Raw genomic sequence first — 21,704 nt, 5'->3', positions numbered from 1 at the left:
TCTTTGCTACTTTGTCTATTTACAGATAAAATTTACAAATGCTATGGCTAATTTTGAAGAAAACATAGAGGTTAAAGGTGCTAGAGCGCATAACCTTAAAAATATAGATGTCACCATTCCTCGTGAAAAACTAGTCGTTATTACTGGTCTCTCAGGTAGTGGTAAGTCGTCTTTAGCATTTGATACGATTTATGCGGAAGGACAACGTCGTTACATCGAAACGTTTTCTGCTTATGCCAGACAATTTTTAGGAGGCCTAGAACGTCCAGATGTTGATAAAATTGATGGTTTATCGCCTGTCATTGCTATCGAGCAAAAAACAACGAGTAAATCGCCACGATCTACGGTTGGTACCATTACCGAAATTTATGACTTTTTACGTTTATTATATGCTAGAGGTAGTGATGCCTATAGTTTTAACACTGGCGAAAAAATGGTGAGTTATAGTGACGACCAAATCAAACAATTAATTTCTGAAAGTTATAAAGGCAAACGTATTAATATTTTAGCGCCGGTAGTCCGTTCTAGAAAAGGGCATTATCGCGAATTATTTGAGCAAATAGCCAAACAAGGCTTTGTAAAAGTACGTACCGATGGAGAGATTAAAGATTTAGTTAAAGGCATGAAACTGGATCGTTATAAAAATCATGATATCGAAATTGTTATTGATCGTTTAAAAATTGACGATGATGTTGATAATGATAAGCGTTTAACCGAAAGTATTAATACGGCCATGTATCATGGAGATGATGTACTAATGGTTATCGATCAAGACACCCAAGAAGCGCGTTATTTTAGTCGTAGTTTAATGTGTCCAAGTTCGGGTATTTCTTACCCAAATCCAGAACCTAACAATTTTTCGTTTAACTCGCCAAAAGGGGCTTGCGATAATTGTAATGGTATCGGAACCTTATATATGGTCAATGAGACCAAGATTATTCCTGATGATTCTTTATCCATAAAAGCAGGTGCTTTAGCCCCTCATGGTCCTGAAAAAAAGAGTTGGATTTTCAAACAATTTGAAACCATTGCAGAACGTTATAATTTTAAACTAAGTGATCCTTATAAATCTATCCCGAAGGAAGCCAAACAAATTATTATGTTTGGAGGAAATGAAAAATTTTCTGTAGAAAGTAAAACATTAGGTATTACTAGAGATTATAAAATTGACTTTGAAGGTGTTGCCAATTTTATTGAAAATCAATATGAAAATGCAGAATCAACCACTCTTAAACGGTGGGCGAAAGATTACATGGACAAGGTGGAATGTCCCGTTTGTGAAGGTGCCAGACTAAAAAAAGAATCTTTATACTTTAAAGTTAATGGGCAAAACATTGCTGAATTAGCAAATAAAGACATTAGTGACTTAGCGGTTTGGTTTAAAGACTTACCAAAACATTTAACTAAGAAGCAATTTAAAATTGCGGAAGAAATTATAAAAGAAATTAGTGCTAGACTTCAATTTTTATTAGATGTTGGTTTAGATTATTTATCGGTAAACCGAAGTTCTAAATCCTTATCCGGTGGTGAAGCACAACGTATTAGATTAGCCACACAAATTGGATCACAACTTGTTGGTGTGCTTTATATTTTAGACGAACCCAGTATCGGTTTACACCAACGTGATAACGAAAAACTAATCAATAGTCTAGTTTCCTTACGTGATATAGGAAACTCCGTTATCGTCGTAGAGCATGATAAAGATATGATAGAACGTGCCGATCATGTAATAGATATCGGCCCTAGAGCAGGTAAACATGGTGGAGAAATTATTAGCCAAGGCACGCCTAAACAATTACTTAAAGAAAGTACGCTAACCGCTAATTACCTTAATGGAAAACTAAAAATAGAGATTCCTGAAAAGCGTCGTGAAGGTAATGGGCTCTTTCTAGAGCTAAAAGGCTGTACAGGAAATAACTTAAAAAATGTATCCGTTAAGTTTCCATTAGGAAAAATGATTGGGGTAACAGGTGTTTCTGGTAGTGGTAAATCGACTTTAATTAACGAAACCCTCTACCCGATTTTAAATGCGTATTATTTTAACGGTGTTAAAAAACCAATGCCGTACAAAAGCATAAAAGGTTTAGAACATATCGATAAAGTTATTGATATTAACCAATCACCAATTGGTCGTACGCCAAGAAGTAATCCTGCGACCTACACCAAAACCTTTGACGAAATCCGTAGTTTATTTGCCAAAATACCAGAAGCTATGATCCGTGGCTATAAACCTGGACGATTTAGTTTTAATGTTAAAGGTGGGCGTTGCGAAACTTGTAAAGGTGGCGGTTTACGTGTTATTGAAATGAATTTTCTACCTGATGTATATGTAGAATGTGAAACTTGTCAAGGGAAACGTTTTAATCGTGAAACATTAGAAATTAGATATAAAGGAAAAAGCATTAGTGATGTTTTAAACATGACCATTAATGATGGGGTTGATTTTTTTGAAAACATTCCTAAAATTTACAGAAAGTTAAAAACGATTAAAGATGTTGGTTTAGGTTATATTACCTTGGGACAACAAAGTACAACGCTGTCTGGTGGAGAAGCACAACGTATAAAACTGGCAACAGAATTAAGTAAACGTGACACCGGAAATACGTTTTACATTTTAGACGAACCAACAACAGGACTTCACTTTGAGGATATTAGAGTGTTAATGATTGTTTTAAATGAATTAGCCAATAAAGGCAATACCGTTTTAATTATAGAGCATAATCTTGACGTTATTAAAACCGTAGACCATATTATTGATATTGGCTACGAAGGCGGAAAAGGTGGTGGAAAAGTGATTGTAGAAGGTACACCTGAACACGTTGCAAAACATAAAAAAAGTTACACTGCTAAGTTTTTGAAAAAAGAACTTATGTAACCTACATAATTATAAAATTACTATTAAACACAAACATTAAAAAATAAAATAACCAAAATACAAAGGCAATACGCCTAAATAAATACAGAATATGACAGAAGAAAAACATCCAAAAGGTTGGAATGAGAAAAAAACAAACGATTCTTGGGCGATTTTTAAAATCATGGGAGAGTTTGTTAATGGATTTGAAAAAATGAGTGCTATTGGACCATCGGTTTCAATTTTTGGCTCGGCACGTACCAAACCTGATAACAAGTATTACAAATTAGCAGAAGATGTCGCAGCAAAAATAGTCAATGCAGGTTACGGTGTTATTACTGGAGGTGGACCTGGTATTATGGAAGCTGGTAATAAAGGAGCGCATTTAGCTGGTGGTACATCTGTTGGATTAAATATAGAATTACCATTTGAACAACATGACAATCCATATATCGATTCTGATAAAAGCATCAATTTTGATTACTTTTTTGTTAGAAAAGTAATGTTTGTAAAATACTCTCAAGGATTTGTGGTTATGCCAGGAGGATTTGGAACATTGGACGAATTATTTGAAGCGATTACTTTAATACAAACTAACAAGATTGAAAAGTTTCCTATTATATTAGTTGGTACAGATTTCTGGGCTGGATTAATGGATTGGGTAAAATCAACGTTATTAGGGAAATTCTCAAATATTAGCGAAAAAGATCTAGACTTAATACATTTAGTAGATACGTCAGAAGAAGTTGTTACTATTTTAGATAATTTCTACAAAGATTATGGCTTAAGTCCTAATTTTTAAAGTTATAAATTATAGTATCATTACTATAGATTCCAAACTTTTAAGATGTCTTTTAAAGGACATCTTAAAAGTTATTTTATAACAAGTTGCCCTTTCTAGTTCTAAAACTAGTAAAACAAGGAGTTAGTTATTTTAGTTTCAACACACACAATATTCACGTTTTCAAGACGTTAATTAATACTTCTATAAATATTATTGCAAAGAAAAAACTATTAACATAGATATTTCGTATTTATTAAAGGAATACCTTAAATTTCGAATACATATTTCAACGTTAAATCACTAAAGATTATAAAATTCAATTGAAAATAAACTATTCTTTTTTTTTATTATTCTTATTTGGTAGTATTTCGGCTTTAAGCCAAAATAGTATTGATATTAACGCGCTTTTTGACACTGACAAACATAGTATTGCAATCACCCAAAATATACGATACCAAAATAAAAGCAACACCCCTTTAGATACTATTTACCTAAATGACTGGAGCCATAGTTACTCTTCTAAAACAACACCACTAGCAGAACGCTTTGCAGACGAATTTAAAGCCACTTTTCTATTTGCTGCTAATGAAGATAGAGGATTTACAGTCGTTACTAGTATACAAGACTCTAATCAAGACGTATTTTATCAACGCTTAAAAGCCCATCCCGACGTCTTAAAAGTGGCTTTAAGCACACCACTTGCTCCAAATGAGTCTTATGATTTAACTTTAAACTATATTGTTAAAATTCCGAATAATAAATTTACAAGATATGGTGTCACCGGTAATGATGAGTATAATTTACGCTTTTGGTACATTACACCCGCTGTGTTTGATGGCACATGGCACTATTACAGCAATAAAGATTTAGAGGATCTCTTTGTCGAACCAGCCAATATTGACTTAAAAATAACTTACCCTAGTAATTACACCCCGATATCCGATTTAGATTTAATTGAACATAAAACAATTGACAGTCTCACTTCAACTCAATTTAAAGGTGAAAATCGAATAAGTACCAAGTTCTCATTAGTTAAAACAAACGACTACAATACAGTTGAAACAGACTTTTTTAATATCCAATCTAATATAGATGATGAAGATCTGGATCCAACCAAAGTGGCCATATTATCAGACAAAATTGCACAGTTTATAACCACTAACCTGGGGGACTATCCTCATAAAAAGATTTTACTAACTTGGATTGACTATAAAAAAGATCCTATTTACGGCCTTAATCTATTACCTGATTTTATTAGACCCTTTGAAGACACCTTTCAATATGAATTAAAATTATTAAAAACTACATTAAAAGTATATTTAGAAAATACCCTTTTAATAAATCCGCGTGAAGAACAATGGTTATTAGATGGTATTCAAATATATTATTTAAGAAAATACGTGGAAGATTTTTATCCTGACCAAAAGATTTTAGGAAAGCTTGCTGATGTTTGGGGCGTTAGAGCTTTTCATGCTTCCGATTTAAAATTTAACGATCAATATCCTTTTTTATACATGCACATGGCACGTACAAATATTGATCAACCAATCGGTATGGCTAAGGATTCTTTATTAAAATTCAATAAAAATATTTCTAATAAATATAAGGCAGCTATCGGTTTAAACTATTTAAATGATTTTGTTGGAGATAATATAGTAGATCAAACACTAAGTGATTTTATTAAACAAACGAAGTTAAAAAGAACCACACCTAAAGATTTCAAATCTCTAATAACCTCTAAAACAGATAAAGACCTTAATTGGTTTTTTGATGATTATGTTGCGACTAATAAAAAAATAGATTTTAAAATCAAACGTGTTAAAAAAACAGAAGACTCCATTACCATCACTCTTAAAAACATAAGAAACAACGCTATGCCCATTTCTTTATTTACTTTAGAGAATGATAGCATTACCTCTAAACAATGGATTAATGGCTTTAATGGCACTAAAAAAGTTACAATTGCTAACACAAACGTTGATCAGTTAGCGTTAAATTACGATTATACCATACCCGAATTTAACCAACGTAATAACTATAAAAAATTAGATGGTTTTTTCTCCACTAACAAACCACTTCAATTTAGATTTTTTAAAGACATTGAAGACCCCAATTACAATCAGGTATTTTTTATGCCCGAATTTGAATACAACTTCTACGATGGCTTATCGCCTGGTATAAAATTGTATAATAAAACACTATTAAGCAAACGTCTTTTATACCAAATAAGTCCCAAATTTGGTTTTAAAAGTAAACAAGTGGTTGGAAGTGCTTCCTTAATTTACAATGCGAGACCGGAGGGTTCTGATAATTACAGAACTAAATATGGGCTCTCTGGTAATTATTATAATTACGCTCCTAACCTAGCCTACACCTCTTTTAAACCATTCATTGATTTCAATTTTAGAGACCATAAAAACCTAAGAGACAATAAACGTAAATACCTATCTTTTAGATATGTCAATATTAATAGAGAAATTGATCCTACAGGCGAATTTGAAACGACCGGAGAACCTAAGTACTCTGTTTTTAATGCTAAATTTGGAGTTATAGATAATAATTTAAAAGAGCATGCTTCTGTTTTTACAGATTTACAACTAGCTAAGGACTTTGGTAAAGTATCTGCCACATTAAAGTTCAGGAACTTAAATAAAAATAATAAGCAATTTAATGTCAGAGTATTCTCTGGTTTATTCCTCTACAATAATAGCTATCAAGATTCAGACTTTTTTAGTTTTGCTTTAGACCGTCCAACAGATTATTTATTTGATTATAATTACTTAGGTCGAAGCGAGCAAACAGGACTTTTAAGCCAACAACTTATTATTGCTGATGGTGGTTTTAAGTCCAAGTTAACGCACCCTTTTGCTAATCAATGGATGACCACCGTTAATACAAGTGCAACACTTTGGAGGTACATCATGCTATATGGTGATGCTGGAGTTATAAAAAATAAAACCTTTAGTCCAGAATTTGTGTATGACTCTGGTATTAGACTAAACTTAGTCGAAGATTATTTTGAACTCTATTTCCCCTTATACTCTAACTTAGGTTGGGAAATTGGACAACCTAATTACGATGAAAAAATCAGGTTTATCGTAACCCTCTCGCCTAAAACACTTTTAGGCTTATTTACCCGTCGTTGGTATTAGTAAATTCTTAACTTTTTTAAATTTTGCATAAATAAATTACAGATTAAAGGAGGAATTCGAGCTTATTTTGAATTATTCACATTTTTTTAAGCTTTTTAGCTCTTGTGAAACTCACAAATTATGATTAAATTTGTTTCAAATAATTCCTTACCTATGCAAACAAAAGCTAACACCAAAAAAGACTTGTCTTTTGAAGATTTTAAAACTGAAGTACTAAATGACTATCACATTGCTGTTACCAGTCGTGAGTGTAGTTTATTAGGACGTCGAGAGGTGTTAACCGGAAAGGCTAAGTTTGGGATTTTTGGAGATGGTAAAGAAGTGCCACAATTAGCAATGGCTAAAGCTTTTAAAAACGGAGACTTTAGATCTGGTTATTATCGTGACCAAACGTTTATGATGGCTATTGGAGAATTAACTATTCAGCAGTTTTTCTCAGGATTATACGCTAATACAGATTTAGCTGAAGAGCCTATGTCTGCAGGTCGCCAAATGGGTGGTCACTTTGCAACACATAGTTTAGATGCTAATGGTAATTGGAAAAACCTTACCAAACAAAAAAATTCAAGTGCAGACATCTCTCCTACTGCAGGACAAATGCCTAGACTTTTAGGCTTAGCACAAGCTTCTAAAATTTATAGAAACGTAAAAGGTATTGATACGACTAACTTTTCTGTTGAAGGAAATGAAGTCGCTTGGGGTACTATTGGTAATGCAAGTACAAGTGAAGGTTTATTTTTTGAAACCATAAATGCTGCAGGTGTTTTACAAGTCCCTATGGTTATAAGTGTTTGGGATGACGACTATGGTATCTCTGTACACGCAAGACATCAAACTACAAAAGAAAATATATCTGAAATCCTTAAAGGATTTCAACGTGATAAAACAAGTAAAGGTTACGAAATTTTACGTGTTAAAGGTTGGGATTATGCGAACTTAATGGCAACCTATGAAGAAGCTGCAAAAATAGCAAGAGAAGAGCACGTTCCTGTTTTAATACATGTTAACGAATTAACACAACCTCAAGGTCACTCTACTTCAGGGTCACACGAGCGTTACAAAGATAAAGACCGTTTAAACTGGGAAGCAAAAAACGACTGTAACGTCAAAATGCGTGAGTGGTTAATAGAAAATAATATCGCAACTGACGAAGAGTTATTGACTATTGAAAAAAACATTAAAAAAGACGTTAGAGATGCTAAAAAATTAGCATGGACTAGTTACTTAAAACCGGCTTTATCGGAAAGAGCAGAATTAACAACACTGTTAAAAACAGTTGCTAATTCTAGTCCCAATAAAGTATTTATAGAAAAACTAGCAAATGATTTAGCTGAAACGACTGAGCCAAGTAGAAAAGATTCTGCGTCAGCTGCAAGACGCGCTTTACGTTATATTATTGCTGAAAACACAACCGAAAAACAGCAATTAATAGATTGGATTGATAGCTTTTTTGCTAAAGTGCAACCTTTATATAGTTCAGACTTATATAATGAAAGCAAAACAGCAGCTATTCATATCAAAGAAGTTAAACCAACATATGACCAAGCTACTGAAGAAGTTGATGCTCGTGTGGTTTTAAGAGAAAACTTCGACCATATATTTAACAAATACCCTGAAACTTTAATTTTTGGAGAAGATGCAGGAAAGATTGGTGATGTTAATCAAGGTTTAGAAGGTTTACAAGACAAATATGGAGAATTACGTGTCTCTGATGTTGGTATTAGAGAAGCGACTATTTTAGGTCAAGGTATTGGTATGGCAATGCGTGGTTTACGCCCAATTGCTGAAATCCAATATTTAGATTATATCATGTATGCCCTTCAAATTATAAGTGATGATTTAGCAACTTTACGTTACAGAACAAAAGGCCGTCAAAAGGCACCATTAATAATCCGTACTCGTGGTCACAGATTGGAAGGTATTTGGCATTCAGGTTCTCAAATGGGAGGGGTTTTAAATTTAGTACGAGGAATACATGTTTTAGTACCAAGAAACATGACTAAAGCTGCTGGTTTTTACAACACGTTATTAAAAAGTGACGAGCCTGCTTTAGTCGTAGAATGTTTAAATGGTTATAGATTAAAAGAACAACTGCCGACTAATATTGGAGAATTTAAAACACCAATTGGTGTGGTCGAAACAGTTAAAGAAGGTGCCGATATTACTTTAGTATCTTATGGGTCAACATTAAGAATTGTACAACAAGCAGCCATAGAGTTAGCTGAAGTTGGTATTGATGCAGAGATTATTGATGTACAATCCTTATTACCTTTTGACCTTAATCATGACATTGTTAAAAGTGTTCAAAAAACAAACCGTTTAATGGTGATAGACGAAGATGTACCAGGAGGTGCTTCTGCTTATATTTTAGACGAAATATTAAATAAACAAGACGCTTTTAAATATCTAGACAGTCAGCCAAAAACACTGGCAGCTAAGCAACACAGACCGGCTTATGGTACTGATGGAGATTACTTCTCTAAACCATCTACAGAAGATGTCTTTGAAGCTATTTATGCTGTAATGCATGAAGCAAATCCTAGTAATTTTCCTAAATTGAGATAATTATTTTACAAACTATATGAAAGCACTTATAATTATAAGTGCTTTTTTTATATCTTTAATTTAATTATAACTTTTAATTTAATGAAACGCTATTCATCAATATCAAAAGTCCTCACTATATTATTTTTATTTTTCAGTTTATATACTCAAGCTCAAGGCGAATCTGCAAACTGGTATTTTGGTAATTTTGCAGGTTTAACGTTCAATTCTGGTAATCCCGTTGCGTTAATTGATGGTGCCTTAGCTACGATGGAAGGGTGTGCTACAATCTCTGATCCTAATGGGAATTTACTATTCTATACAGATGGTAAAACCGTTTGGGATAAAACCCATAATATAATGCCCAACGGAATTGATTTAATGGGTGATAGTTCTAGTACAGAGTCTGCTATTATTATTCCAAAACCAGGATCAAATACTTCCTATTATATTTTCACGACAGATAAACCCAACTATTTTCTTTCTCCTGACGACCCCATCGAAGGTCTGAATTACTCAGAAGTAGATATGCAATTAAACAATGGATTAGGTGACGTTGTTTCAACTAATAAAAACAATCATTTAATAACCTACGATACAAATAACGCCTTACAAAACGAATATAAAAACTCAGAAAAACTAACTGCAGTAACACATAGTAATGGTGTTGATGTCTGGGTAATTACTCAATTTATAAATAAATTTTTCGCTTTTCAGGTTACCGCAAACGGTGTTATTGAAACTCCTTTAACCTCTACAGTCCCCCAAAACGTTTTTCCTAGATTTAATCAAGAAGGCTCCAACATTACGGCTATTGGATATTTAAAAGTATCTCCTGATGGAAAGCAAATCGCAATAGCCCATAGTTCTGTTAATTTAGGAACAGCTGATACTGGATTAAAAAAATCCGGTCGGGTACTACTATATGACTTCAACAACACAACTGGACAAGTCACTAATGAACGACTCATTTTAGACAACTCTTACCCTTATGGTGTAGAGTTTTCCCCTGATTCAAAATTACTATATGTTACAGCAACAGTGTTTAGTATTAGTAATACTTTTGTAAATAGTAGCTTAATACAGTATAATACAGAAGCTAATGATATTGCTTCTTCAAAACTATTTATAAATACCTCTCAAAATGTGGCAGGCGCTTTACAATTAGCTATTGACGGAAAAATTTATCGTGCAGGTTATATCTTATTTGGTCAAGGCTCTCATTTGTCTGTTATAAACAATCCCAATGATTTGGGTCCTAGTTGTAATTATTCACATAACACTTTTTACCTTCAAGGAAAAAGAGCTCAAATTGGCTTACCTCCTTTTATTCAATCAATTTTTAAGTTTTCTTTTAATTATGAAAATATTTGTGTTACTGATAATACACATTTTTTTATAACTTCAGAAGACCCGTATGATAGTGCTTTATGGGATTTTGGAGATGGAACAACCTCTAATCAACCCGATGCTTATCATAATTATACACAACCAGGTTTTTATACCGTAAGTTTAACAATGTCGCTTAATGGCGTTGATTATGCTCCTTTAATAAGACAAATAAATATTTCTGAAGCACCGGAAGTTATTCAAACTCCTTATGATTTAATTGCATGCGACTCATTTGATGCCGATCCAACAGATGGCATAACTTCGTTTAATTTAAATAATGCGAATAGTGAACTAGTAATAAATCCATCAGAAAATTTTCAGGTATTCTATTACCATACGATAGAAGATGCAAATAATGACGAATATAACACGTCAGCAATAAACCCCATTTATACAAATCAATACAACCAAGAGGTTTTAGTTGCAAAAGTTACTAAGCCTAATAGCGATTGTTATAACATTGCTCACATTAGGTTAAACACAACACAATCTATAGATGTTGGGGTTTATCAAATAGAAACTTGTGATCCTGACAATAACGGTGATGCTATTTTTAATTTAGAAAATGTTAGAAATGATATTATAAATACCTTAGCTTTAAATGGAATAACTATTGTTAACTTTTATCTTAATCAAAATGATGCATCTAATAATTTAAATAGTTTAGCTGATAATCACACCTCTGGCAACGCTACGCTTATTGTAGGCATCACTAATGATAATGTCTGTTATGGTAATGGTAAAGTAGACCTTATTTTAAATGACTTCCCTGTTTTAGATAATCAAAATTTTGACATCTGCCTATCAGACTTGCCACTAACCATAGATTCAGGTTTAAACTCAACACTAGCTAATAACCATAATACTACATGGAGCACGAATCAAACAACAAATAGCATAGAAATTAATCAAGCAGGGACTTATAGTGTCACTATATCCGACCCTATTTTAAATTGTGAAAAAACGATAGATATTGTAGTTAGACAAATCCCTTTGCCAGAAATTGAATCTATAACTATTGCCGATTATACAGCTACTATTATATTGACTACTGCTCATGATAATTTTGAATTTGCTATGGACAATGAGCTAGGAAGTTTTCAGTCCTCCAATGTGTTTAATAACTTAACACCTGGGACACATACTGTTTATGTTAGAGATATTAATCATTGTGAAATGATATCTAGCATCATAAAAGTCATCGGTTTCCCTAAATACTTTACCCCAAATAATGATAACACTCATGACTTTTGGAATATAATAGGCTTAGATCAAAACACTTACCCTAACCTTCAGATATTTATTTACGATCGTTTTGGTAAACTACTATCTACTTTCAATCCTTTAACATCAGTAGGTTGGGATGGTAAATACAATAAAAAAACATTACCACAAAGTGATTATTGGTATAGCCTACAATTACCAGAAGGCACAACCTATAAAGGTCATTTTACTTTAAGACTATAATTTTTTAAATGAAAAACGACACTGACCTAACCACTAGAGATTGGCTAGCTATAGAACGGACTAAGCTTGCTAACGAGCGTACCTTTTTAGCTTATTTCAGAACCTTTTTAGTTATTTTAGGAACAGGAATAACTATTTTAAAGCTAGACCTTTTTGCTGATCTTAAAAACTACGGTATGACACTAATTGGCATAGCACCAATCATTTTAATTATTGGTATCTTTAGATTATTTAAGGTTAAACGTACTATTAAAAAACATTATAAAGTTTAATTTTGAATTTGGTTTCGCTTACGCGGAAATAAAAAATAATTTGTAATGAAAGCAGTATCTGTAGTTACCATACGTAAAGAGTTAAAGCATAAAACCAATGAAGAGTTGGCAGAGCTGTGCTTGCGTCTATCCAGGTTTAAAAAAGAAAACAAAGAACTACTCACCTATTTACTTTTTGAAGCCGATAGCGAAGCTGGTTATATAGAAACGGTTAAAGCTGAAATTGACGAACAATTTGAACTAATAAATACTGATAGCTTTTTTTACATCAAGAAAAGTGTCCGTAAGATTTTAAGAAACACTAAAAAACACATCAGATATTCGCTTAATAAAGAAACAGAAGTCGAACTACTACTTTATTTCTGCAAAAAGCTTAGAACGATGAAACCCTCCATTTCTAGAAATACAACGTTAACCAATTTGTATGATCGCAATATTGAAGCTATTACAAAAAAAATATTAGCATTACACGAAGACTTGCAGTATGATTATAATTTAGAGTTGGAGGATATGTAAACTCCTATTCGATAACAATATATATAATCAATTACTAAAAACAAAAAAGCCAACCTAACCGGTTGGCTTTTTAATTATATATTTATAGTGTTTATGCCGTTTGCATGTTATGCTTTCCTTCGTAAATCTCTTCGATTAGCTTTTTATTAAATGCTGGTAAATCATCAGGATTACGGCTAGTCACTAAACCTTCATCTACAACAACTTCACTATCCTCCCATTTTGCTCCCGCATTTACTAAATCTCTTTTTATCGAGTTAAACGACGTTGCTTTGCGCCCTTGTAAAACATCTGCTTCTGCCAATAACCATGGCGCGTGACAAATTGCGGCTACCGGTTTCTTGTTAACGAAGAATGATTTAATGAAACGTATCGCATCTGGATTACGCCTTAATTTATCTGGATTAATAACGCCTCCTGGTAATACTAACGCATTATAATCGTCTTGTAATACTTGATCTAAGGTTTTGTCTACAGTGTAACTATTGCTCCAGTTACCGTCTTCCCAGCCTTTAATTTGCCCTGATTGTTCTGAGACGATGTGCACGTCTGCGCCTGCTTCTTTTAAAGCTTGCATGGGTTGTTTTAATTCACTTTCTTCAAATCCATTGGTTGCCAAAATCGCAACTTTCTTTCTCTCTAAGTTTTCCATTGTTCTGTTTTGGTTTTATTTATTATGACTTCGATTCACATCTAAAGTACTAAAAACACCAGCGTCTATAGCATTACAGAACGGGTTTAACTTTGATTTAATAGCTTTTGTTAAAGGCTGTTATGAAAGTGTTAAATACAGAATAATAACGTTAAAAGATTTAACTATTTAGGCTCAATAATTAAATATACAGAAGTACTATCGCCAACATTTAAGACTTCATGTTCGCTAATTTCATCTTTAGACCAGGTTACTCCCGTTGCTACAGGAATAGTACGCGTCCCTTTTGCATCCGTAATTTGAAACGTGCTTCCCGCCAAAGTGTAGCCAAAATGTGGTTTATGATAATGCTTTTGGTGCCCCACATTTGGTGGAAATGTACACTTTAAAACACGTTGCTTTTTCGTTTCGTGTAATACTTCGCAAACCTTTTTTCCCTCCCAACCGGCTTCTAACGGATCAGGAAGCGTTTGCACTGTTTTACAAGCAGAAAACAAAAACAGGAATACGATTATATAATATGGTTTCATCTTGTGATAAGTAGATTAATAAAAACTAGTACATAATTTTGACCAACATTTCTTTAAGTAAATCACCTTGAGGTACAGCATTACTGTCTACCCCTTTGCTTTTACCATCAAACTCGCGTAACGTCCCAATAACTTGACTAACTTTACGCATAGGATAGTGGCGTGCTGCTTCAAGGTATTCGTTTACAAAATAGGGATTAACTCTCAAGGCAGATGCTACTGCACGAGGGTTTTTATCTGACATCCCATGTAAATGTAACAATTGAGAGAAAAAACTAAATAATAACGACACGGTTAAAACCATCGGGTTATCTTTAGGATTCTCTGCAAAATAATGCACAATTTTAAACGCTTGTGCCATATTTTTTGATCCAATGGCTTTACGCAACTCAAAATTATTGTAATCTTTACTTATTCCTATATTTTCTTCAATATGATCCGGAGTTATTTGCGTGTCTCTAGGCAAGACTATTTGCAACTTATCTAACTCGTTACTTAATTTACTTAAATCTGTACCTAAAAACTCCACCAACATTTGTGAGGCTTTTGGTGTAATCGAATACCCTTTTGGTGATAATACGCGACTAATCCAATCTGGCACTTGGTTTTCGTACAGTTTTTTACTTTCATAAACGTAACCTGATTTTTTAATCTCTTTATAAACCGCTTTACGTTTATCTACCTTTTTATATTTATAACAAATAACCAAAACCGTTGTCGGTTGTGGATTTTTAGCATAAGCCACTAATTGGTCTATTGTTCTCGCTAAATCCTGTGCTTCTTTTACAATAACGACCTGGCGTTCTGCCATCATCGGGTAACGCTTAGCATTACTAACAATATCTTCTACTGTTACATCCCGACCGTACAACACCATTTGGTTAAAACCACGTTCTTCCTCCGTTAAGACGGTTTTTTCTATGTAATCAGAAATTTTATCAATATAATAGGCCTCCTCACCCATTAATAAATAGATAGGTTTAAGGTTCTTATTTTTTATATCAGTGACTAACTGTTTGACTTCGTCCAAAGGAAAAAATTTAAAAATTTGGTTTTTGACTTTTGAAGTTTAACTTTGAAAAAAAACTGAATACTAATTAATGCAAGAGTTAAACTTTCCAAAGTTTGAGTTTCGATTCAAAAATAACGAAAATAAAGTATCTATTTTTGATGTTATACGTAAAAGATTTATGGTCTTACAACCCGAAGAATGGGTAAGGCAACACTGTGTACATTATTTAATAACGATTAAGAAGTACCCTATCTCTTTAATTAACGTCGAAAAAGAACTAAAAGTCAACGATTTAAAAAAACGTTATGACATTGTTGTCTTTAATACAGACGGAAGTATCCATTTAATAGTAGAGTGTAAAGCGCCTAAAATAGAAATAAAACAAAACACATTTGACCAAATAGCACGTTATAATTTAGCTTTAAACGCGACGTATTTAATGGTTACCAATGGTATTAATCATTATTATTGTAACATGGACTTTGACGCAGAAAAGTATCATTTTTTACAAGACATACCAGAATATAACGCACAACAATAAGTAAAACACTAAATAACAAATCCATAAACACCTCTTTTTTGAACATAGCAGTAGTCATATTAAATTGGAACGGAAAAGCATTGCTTGAGCAATTTTTACCATCAGTAGTCACGTATTCTAAAGGTGCTACAATTTATGTCGCGGATAATGCGTCTACAGATGATTCTGTACCCTTTTTAAAAGCGAATTACCCAGACATCAAAATCATTCAAAATAAAGAAAATGGTGGTTATGCCAAAGGTTATAATGATGCGCTACGTTACGTGGACGAGGATATTTACTGTCTATTAAATAGCGATATAGAGGTCACGCCTAACTGGTTAACACCGATACTTGATACTTTTAATACAGACAATGAAACCGCTATTATTCAACCAAAAATTTTAGATTACAAAGATAAAACCAAGTTTGAATACGCCGGAGCTGCTGGTGGCTTTATAGATAAATATGGTTATCCTTATTGCAGAGGGCGTCTTTTTGATACTATAGAAGAAGACACTAATCAATATCCTAATGCTTCCATTTTTTGGGCGTCGGGGGCTTGTTTCTTTATAAGAAAATCTACTTTTAGAGCATTACATGGTTTTGATGACACTTTTTTTGCACATATGGAAGAGATTGATTTATGTTGGCGTGCCTTTAATTATGGTTATAATACAAAATACATTGGCGAGTCTACCGTATATCATGTTGGTGGTGCTACCTTAAATGCAGGAAGTCCCAGAAAAACATATCTTAATTTTAGGAATAGTTTATTTACGATAACTAAAAATGCAGACGGCAATTTACTGTCATTAATTTTAACCAGATTAGTCTTAGACGGTGTTGCTGCTACAAAGTTTTTATTTAGTTTAAAATTTAAACATATTTTGGCAATACTAAAAGCACATTTATCGTTCTACAAGCATCTAAATTCGCTTTTAAAAGCAAGAAAACAAAGTCCGCACAAAGCAAACTATTTTACAAAAAAGTCGGTTGTATGGTCTTATTTTGTTGATAAAAAGCGTAATTTTAATCAATTATAATCCTTTTAGCAAAAATTTTGTTAAACCGTATTTTAACATTTTAATTATTTATACTTTTGGCGAGTATAAATTTAATTTATCATTCAACAATTATGAAAAAAATCCTTTTACTAAGTGCAAGTGCACTTTTATTATTAAGCTCATGTGTATCTAAAAAAGAATTTGCTGCATTAGAAGCAAAACAACAAGAAACACAGGATTTATTAAACACAGCAACTGTTAAACTGAATTCATGTTTATCTGACGAAGCAGCATCTGCAGCACGTCTTAAAGAACTACAAGCACGTTTATCAGATATGAAAGCAAATAACCTTGCTTTAATTGAAAGTACTAAAGACATGACCATGTTAACGGCGCAAGGTGCTAAAAACGTTGAGAAATCTTTAGAAAGTTTAAAAGAAAAAGACTTAAGAATTACAAGATTACAAGACGCGTTAACTAAAAAAGATAGTGTAACATTAGCGTTAGTAACAAGTCTTAAAAAAGAAGTTGGATTAAATGATCCAGATATCGAAATCAATGTTGAAAAAAGCGTTGTATTTATCTCTTTATCTGATAAATTATTATTCAAAAGTGGAAGCTACTTCATTTCATCTAGAGCAAACGAAATCTTAGGAAAAGTTGCTACAGTAATTAATGGAAAGCCTGACTTTGAAGCAATGGTAGAAGGTCATACAGACAACGTACCTTACAACAAAGGTGGTGTTTTAGTAGACAACTGGGACTTAAGTGTTAAACGTAGTACAGCTATTGTTAGAGCATTACAAGACTTAGGTGTTGATCCTAAACAATTAATTGCAGCAGGACGTGGTGATCATTTACCTTTAGTGGCTAATGACTCTCCTACAAACAGAGCAATTAACAGAAGAACTAAGATTTATATCTTACCAAAGATTGATCAATTCTACGAAATGATTGAAACAGAAATGAAAAGTTTATCTAAAGAATAAGTTTTCTTTTATATCAAACAGAAAAGCTCAACCGAAAGGTTGGGCTTTTTTTACATCTCATTTTAAAAATTAGACTACACGATTATAATTCCCCCGAGGACACCACAGAAAACATAGCACCCCTCTATAAATACAAGAATAAAATAACTATCGCCTTATACAAGGCGTATCACTCGTGACACCAAACAGACAACTCATTACCTGAAGGATCCAAAAATTGAAATCGACGACCACCAGGAAACGAAAAGATAGCCACGCTTAACGTTCCTCCTAATTCAAGTATTTTAGCCTTAGCGGCTATTAAATTATCGTGATAGATAACGATTAAAGCACCATTACTTATTGGTTGTTCCGTTTTCTCAAAGCCACCAGAAATCCCACTTCCTTCAAATGCAATGTAGCGCTCTCCATAATCTGTAAATTGCCATCCAAAGACTTTAGTATAAAAGGTTTTTATAGCTTCCAAATCATGAGCTTTAAACTCGACATAATTAATATGGTTGTTGGTTGGTTTCATTTTAAAACAAATTTAATTTCACCACATCATATAGCGCATATGATATAATTATTGGTACGTATAGTAAGCATAAAAAGTAAAAATAATGTTTATCTAAACCTGCTTTTATACTATTTAAAAGAGGGCTCGTTTTAAAAAGAATTGAGTAACACATATTTAATACTTTATAAAATACTAGAAACAGAAAAGGCAACATCGAGACACATAATACCCATTTATTTAAATCTATTTTTAGTGAATTCCCCGTTACAACAACTAATAGAAAGACTATTAATGCATTTATTACACTTATAAGGTAAACCTTATTAATTGCTAATTCATCATGAATAAATAGTAAAGAAAAAGCATGTATTAATAATAAGAAAAGTATTATTTCTTGAATAAAAGGGACTTGAAAATAAAGACAAATACAAAGTATATAAACCACAAAAAAAGAAATAGAAGCTATTATTAAAGTTTTAACATAGCTATCAATTTCTTGTATATTCACTTTAATTTAATTTAAAAAATTTCTAAACTCCCTTTTCCTTCTCTAATAACCTCAGGTTCATCACCCGATAAATCTATAATGGTTGATCCTTGATTATCTCCGTAACCGCCATCAATAACTAAATCGACAAGATTGCCCCATTTTTCTAGTATTAACTCTGGATCTGTAGTGTATTCTAAAATGGTATCTTCATCTCTAATAGATGTCGATACAATCGGGTTACCTAATGCTTTAACTATTTCTAAAGCAATAGCATTATTAGGCACACGGATACCCACTTCTTTTTTCTTTTTAAAAGCTGCTGGTAATGTTTTCGAGCCTGGCAAAATAAAAGTATATGGTCCAGGTAATGCTCTTTTTAATATTTTAAATGTAGTACTGTCAATTTGCTTAACATAATCTGATAAATTACTTAGATCATGACAAATAAAAGAGAAGTTAGCTTTTTCAAGCTTAACTCCCTTTATTCTTGCGATACGCTCTAATGCTTTAGAGTTAGTGATATCACAGCCTAAACCATAAACCGTATCTGTTGGGTAAATAATAAGGCCTCCTTTTTTTAGGATATTTACAACCTTTTTAATCTCTTTAGGATTAGGGTTTTCTTCGTAAATCTTAATAAATTCAGCCATAATTAGTGTTTTAAAATGTTATCCTATAAGCTGCAGTTTCGCAAAACGTAATAATAGTTTCTTTTTACCACCAAACTCAAAATTAATTTCTGCCTTAACGTCTGCACCTTTGCCTTCTATGCTAAGTACATCTCCTCTACCAAATTTTAAGTGTTTTACTCTATTACCTACTGCTAATTCTCCTTCAATTAAGTTAGCCTCTACTGATGGGACTACTTCTGAAGCTTTTTTTAATTTTTTTGGTACACTGATTTCGAAGTTTACCGGTTCTTTCTTTTTTGCCAATTTCTTTTGTAATTTAGGTTGTACTGCTTTTTTAAATCTAATTTTATTTGGTGGTGTATCTCCAAAAATATCTGCTGATAACATTGGATTAATACGTCTCTCTTCTATTGGAGTAATGATATCTAAAAACTGGTCGTCTATTTCTTCAATAAAACGACTAGGCTCAGAATCTACTAATTTTCCCCAACGGTAACGAGACAATGCATAGGTTAAATATGCTTTTTTCTCTGCTCTGGTTAATGCCACGTAAAACAAACGACGCTCTTCTTCTAGTTCGCTACGCGTATTCATACTCATGGCACTTGGAAACAAATCTTCTTCTAATCCTACGACAAAAACATTACTAAACTCTAATCCTTTAGACGAGTGAATAGTCATTAACGCCACGTGATCAGGATCTCCTTTATCACCATCTAAATCTGTTGCTAAGGCTACATCTTCTAAAAACTCGGCTAAATCATCTTTTGAATCAGCGATTTCTAATTGACCTTCAACAAAATCTTTAATACCGTTTAATAATTCTTCGACATTCTCCAAACGCGTTACACCTTCAGGCGTACCATCTTTATTAAACTCTTTAATTAATCCACTCGTTTTAGTCACATATTCTGCTAAATCAAAAGCATTCGCTGTTTGATTCATTACTTGATAACTTTTAATAAGCGTTACAAAATCTCTAAGCTTATTTTTAGTTCCTGCATTTATATTTATGTCTACGGTGTCTATATTTTCTAATAAACCAAAAATAGTTTTACCACTTTCATTAGCGGCAACCATTAAACGATCAATAGTTGTTTGACCAATACCACGACCTGGATAATTAATAACACGTTTTAAAGCTTCCTCATCAGAAGAATTTAAAATCAGACGTAAATACGCGGTCACATCTTTTATTTCTTTTCTTTGATAAAAAGACAGTCCGCCATAAATACGATAGGGAATACTTCTTTTACGCAACGCTTCTTCCATTGCACGAGATTGCGAATTGGTACGATATAAAATAGCAAAATCACTGTTAGGCACGTGATCTGTCATTTTTGTTTCCCAAATGGCACTTGCAACAAAACGACCTTCATCACCATCTGTTAAACTACGGTGTACTTGTACTTTTGGTCCTTCCACATTTGCTGTCCAAACAATCTTATCCAATTTTGTTTGGTTATGCTCTATCACCGAGTTTGCTGCACCAACAATATTTTTTGTCGAACGGTAGTTTTGCTCTAAACGGTACATTTTAACATCGTCATAATCCTTTTGGAAATTTAAGATATTACTGATGTTTGCCCCTCTAAAGGCATAAATACTTTGTGCATCATCACCTACGACACATATATTTTGAAAACGGTCTGCTAATGCACGAACGATTAAATACTGACTATGGTTTGTATCTTGGTACTCATCCACCAAAATGTATCTAAACTTATCTTGATATTGTGCTAAAACCTGAGGAAATCTAGTTAATAACTCATTAGTTCTTAACAGCAGATCATCAAAATCCATGGCTCCAGCTTTAAAGCAGCGCTCTACATAAGCTTGATATATCTCGCCCATTTTTGGACGTCTAGACATTACATCAGCCTCCATCAATTCTGGATTATTAAAATAAGCCTTAACAGTAATCAAACTGTTTTTGTAAGATGAAATTCGGCTATAAACTTGTTTCGTTTTATACAAATCCTTGTCTAAGCCCATTTCTTTTATGATAGATCCCATCAATTTCTGAGAATCTTGGGTATCATAAATCGTAAAATTACTTGGGTAGCCTAAATGATGTCCTTCAAAACGAAGAATTTTAGCAAAAACAGAGTGAAATGTTCCCATCCATAAGTTTTTAGCCTCACTAGCACCAACTATTTCCGCAATTCTGCCTTTCATTTCCTTAGCCGCCTTATTGGTAAAGGTTAAGGCTAAAATATTAAATGAGTCAATACCTTTGCTCATTAAATAGGCTATCCTGTAGGTAAGTACACGTGTTTTACCCGATCCTGCACCTGCGATAATAATCATAGGTCCATCTACTTGAACGGTAGGCTCGTACTGTGCTTCGTTTAACTGACTTAGATACTTTTCCAAATTGCTTGTTTTTTTA

General features: G+C 33.0%; 16 protein-coding genes. 10 read left to right on the top strand and 6 right to left on the bottom strand.

Annotated elements, in window-relative coordinates; all coding sequences use genetic code 11:
- Window positions 1–43: 43 nt before the first annotated feature.
- From uvrA to E9099_RS13435, 7 genes are all read left to right on the top strand, one after another.
- Window positions 44–2,875: an excinuclease ABC subunit UvrA gene (gene uvrA / locus E9099_RS13465; RefSeq protein WP_136584070.1), complete on the top strand. Its 2,832-nt coding sequence runs from the start codon at window positions 44–46 to the stop codon at window positions 2,873–2,875.
- A 91-nt stretch (window positions 2,876–2,966) separates the two neighbouring features.
- Window positions 2,967–3,656, top strand: coding sequence for a TIGR00730 family Rossman fold protein (locus E9099_RS13460; protein ID WP_101019252.1), 690 nt, complete (start codon window positions 2,967–2,969; stop codon window positions 3,654–3,656).
- A 302-nt stretch (window positions 3,657–3,958) separates the two neighbouring features.
- Window positions 3,959–6,790 carry a M1 family metallopeptidase gene (locus tag E9099_RS13455; protein ID WP_136584069.1) on the top strand — a complete coding sequence of 944 codons (2,832 nt, stop codon included), beginning with the start codon at window positions 3,959–3,961 and terminating at the stop codon, window positions 6,788–6,790.
- A 153-nt stretch (window positions 6,791–6,943) separates the two neighbouring features.
- Window positions 6,944–9,355: a thiamine pyrophosphate-dependent enzyme gene (locus tag E9099_RS13450; protein WP_136584068.1), complete on the top strand. Its 2,412-nt coding sequence runs from the start codon at window positions 6,944–6,946 to the stop codon at window positions 9,353–9,355.
- Window positions 9,356–9,436: 81 nt separating this feature from the next.
- Window positions 9,437–12,193 (top strand): T9SS type B sorting domain-containing protein, encoded by a 2,757-nt coding sequence (locus tag E9099_RS13445; protein WP_136584067.1) that lies wholly within the window; start codon window positions 9,437–9,439, stop codon window positions 12,191–12,193.
- A gap of 8 nt (window positions 12,194–12,201) precedes the next feature.
- Entirely contained in the window at window positions 12,202–12,465 is a 264-nt protein-coding gene (locus tag E9099_RS13440) for a DUF202 domain-containing protein (protein WP_136584066.1), read from the top strand.
- A 45-nt stretch (window positions 12,466–12,510) separates the two neighbouring features.
- Complete coding sequence (locus E9099_RS13435; RefSeq protein WP_136584065.1) at window positions 12,511–12,981, top strand: hypothetical protein; 471 nt, start codon at window positions 12,511–12,513, stop codon at window positions 12,979–12,981.
- A gap of 91 nt (window positions 12,982–13,072) precedes the next feature.
- Here E9099_RS13435 and E9099_RS13430 read toward each other — a convergent pair whose 3' ends face one another.
- The 3 genes from E9099_RS13430 to holA form a co-directional block, all read right to left on the bottom strand.
- Window positions 13,073–13,633 carry a type 1 glutamine amidotransferase domain-containing protein gene (locus E9099_RS13430; RefSeq protein ID WP_136584064.1) on the bottom strand — a complete coding sequence of 187 codons (561 nt, stop codon included), beginning with the start codon at window positions 13,631–13,633 and terminating at the stop codon, window positions 13,073–13,075.
- Window positions 13,634–13,797: 164 nt separating this feature from the next.
- On the bottom strand, window positions 13,798–14,163 hold the full coding sequence (locus E9099_RS13425; RefSeq protein ID WP_136584063.1) for a cupin domain-containing protein: 366 nt from the start codon (window positions 14,161–14,163) through the stop codon (window positions 13,798–13,800).
- Between the two features lie 25 nt (window positions 14,164–14,188).
- Entirely contained in the window at window positions 14,189–15,193 is a 1,005-nt protein-coding gene (holA, locus tag E9099_RS13420; protein WP_101019270.1) for a DNA polymerase III subunit delta, read from the bottom strand.
- A gap of 70 nt (window positions 15,194–15,263) precedes the next feature.
- Between holA and E9099_RS13415 the strand changes: the two genes are divergently transcribed.
- The 3 genes from E9099_RS13415 (at window position 15,264) to E9099_RS13405 (ending at window position 17,691) form a co-directional block, all read left to right on the top strand.
- Window positions 15,264–15,716: a type I restriction enzyme HsdR N-terminal domain-containing protein gene (locus E9099_RS13415; RefSeq protein ID WP_101019274.1), complete on the top strand. Its 453-nt coding sequence runs from the start codon at window positions 15,264–15,266 to the stop codon at window positions 15,714–15,716.
- 38 nt (window positions 15,717–15,754) lie between these two features.
- On the top strand, window positions 15,755–16,741 hold the full coding sequence (locus E9099_RS13410; protein WP_136584062.1) for a glycosyltransferase family 2 protein: 987 nt from the start codon (window positions 15,755–15,757) through the stop codon (window positions 16,739–16,741).
- A gap of 92 nt (window positions 16,742–16,833) precedes the next feature.
- On the top strand, window positions 16,834–17,691 hold the full coding sequence (locus E9099_RS13405; protein WP_136584061.1) for a flagellar motor protein MotB: 858 nt from the start codon (window positions 16,834–16,836) through the stop codon (window positions 17,689–17,691).
- Window positions 17,692–17,860: 169 nt separating this feature from the next.
- Here E9099_RS13405 and E9099_RS13400 read toward each other — a convergent pair whose 3' ends face one another.
- The 3 genes from E9099_RS13400 to E9099_RS13390 all read right to left on the bottom strand — a co-directional run bounded on the left by E9099_RS13400 (window position 17,861) and on the right by E9099_RS13390 (window position 21,688).
- A complete protein-coding gene (locus tag E9099_RS13400) occupies window positions 17,861–18,208 on the bottom strand; it encodes a VOC family protein (RefSeq protein ID WP_136584060.1) in 348 nt (115 codons plus the stop codon).
- A 501-nt stretch (window positions 18,209–18,709) separates the two neighbouring features.
- The gene (locus E9099_RS13395) at window positions 18,710–19,330 is read right to left on the bottom strand and encodes an L-threonylcarbamoyladenylate synthase (protein ID WP_101019286.1); all 621 of its coding nucleotides are present in this window, start codon (window positions 19,328–19,330) and stop codon (window positions 18,710–18,712) included.
- An 18-nt stretch (window positions 19,331–19,348) separates the two neighbouring features.
- Entirely contained in the window at window positions 19,349–21,688 is a 2,340-nt protein-coding gene (locus E9099_RS13390; protein WP_136584059.1) for an ATP-dependent helicase, read from the bottom strand.
- Between the last annotated feature and the right edge of the window lie 16 nt (window positions 21,689–21,704).

Origin of the sequence: Psychroserpens sp. NJDZ02, from assembly GCF_004843725.1 — a bacterium.
In the GTDB taxonomy this organism is placed as follows: domain Bacteria; phylum Bacteroidota; class Bacteroidia; order Flavobacteriales; family Flavobacteriaceae; genus Olleya.
This window is presented reverse-complemented; position numbering and strand designations above follow the sequence as displayed.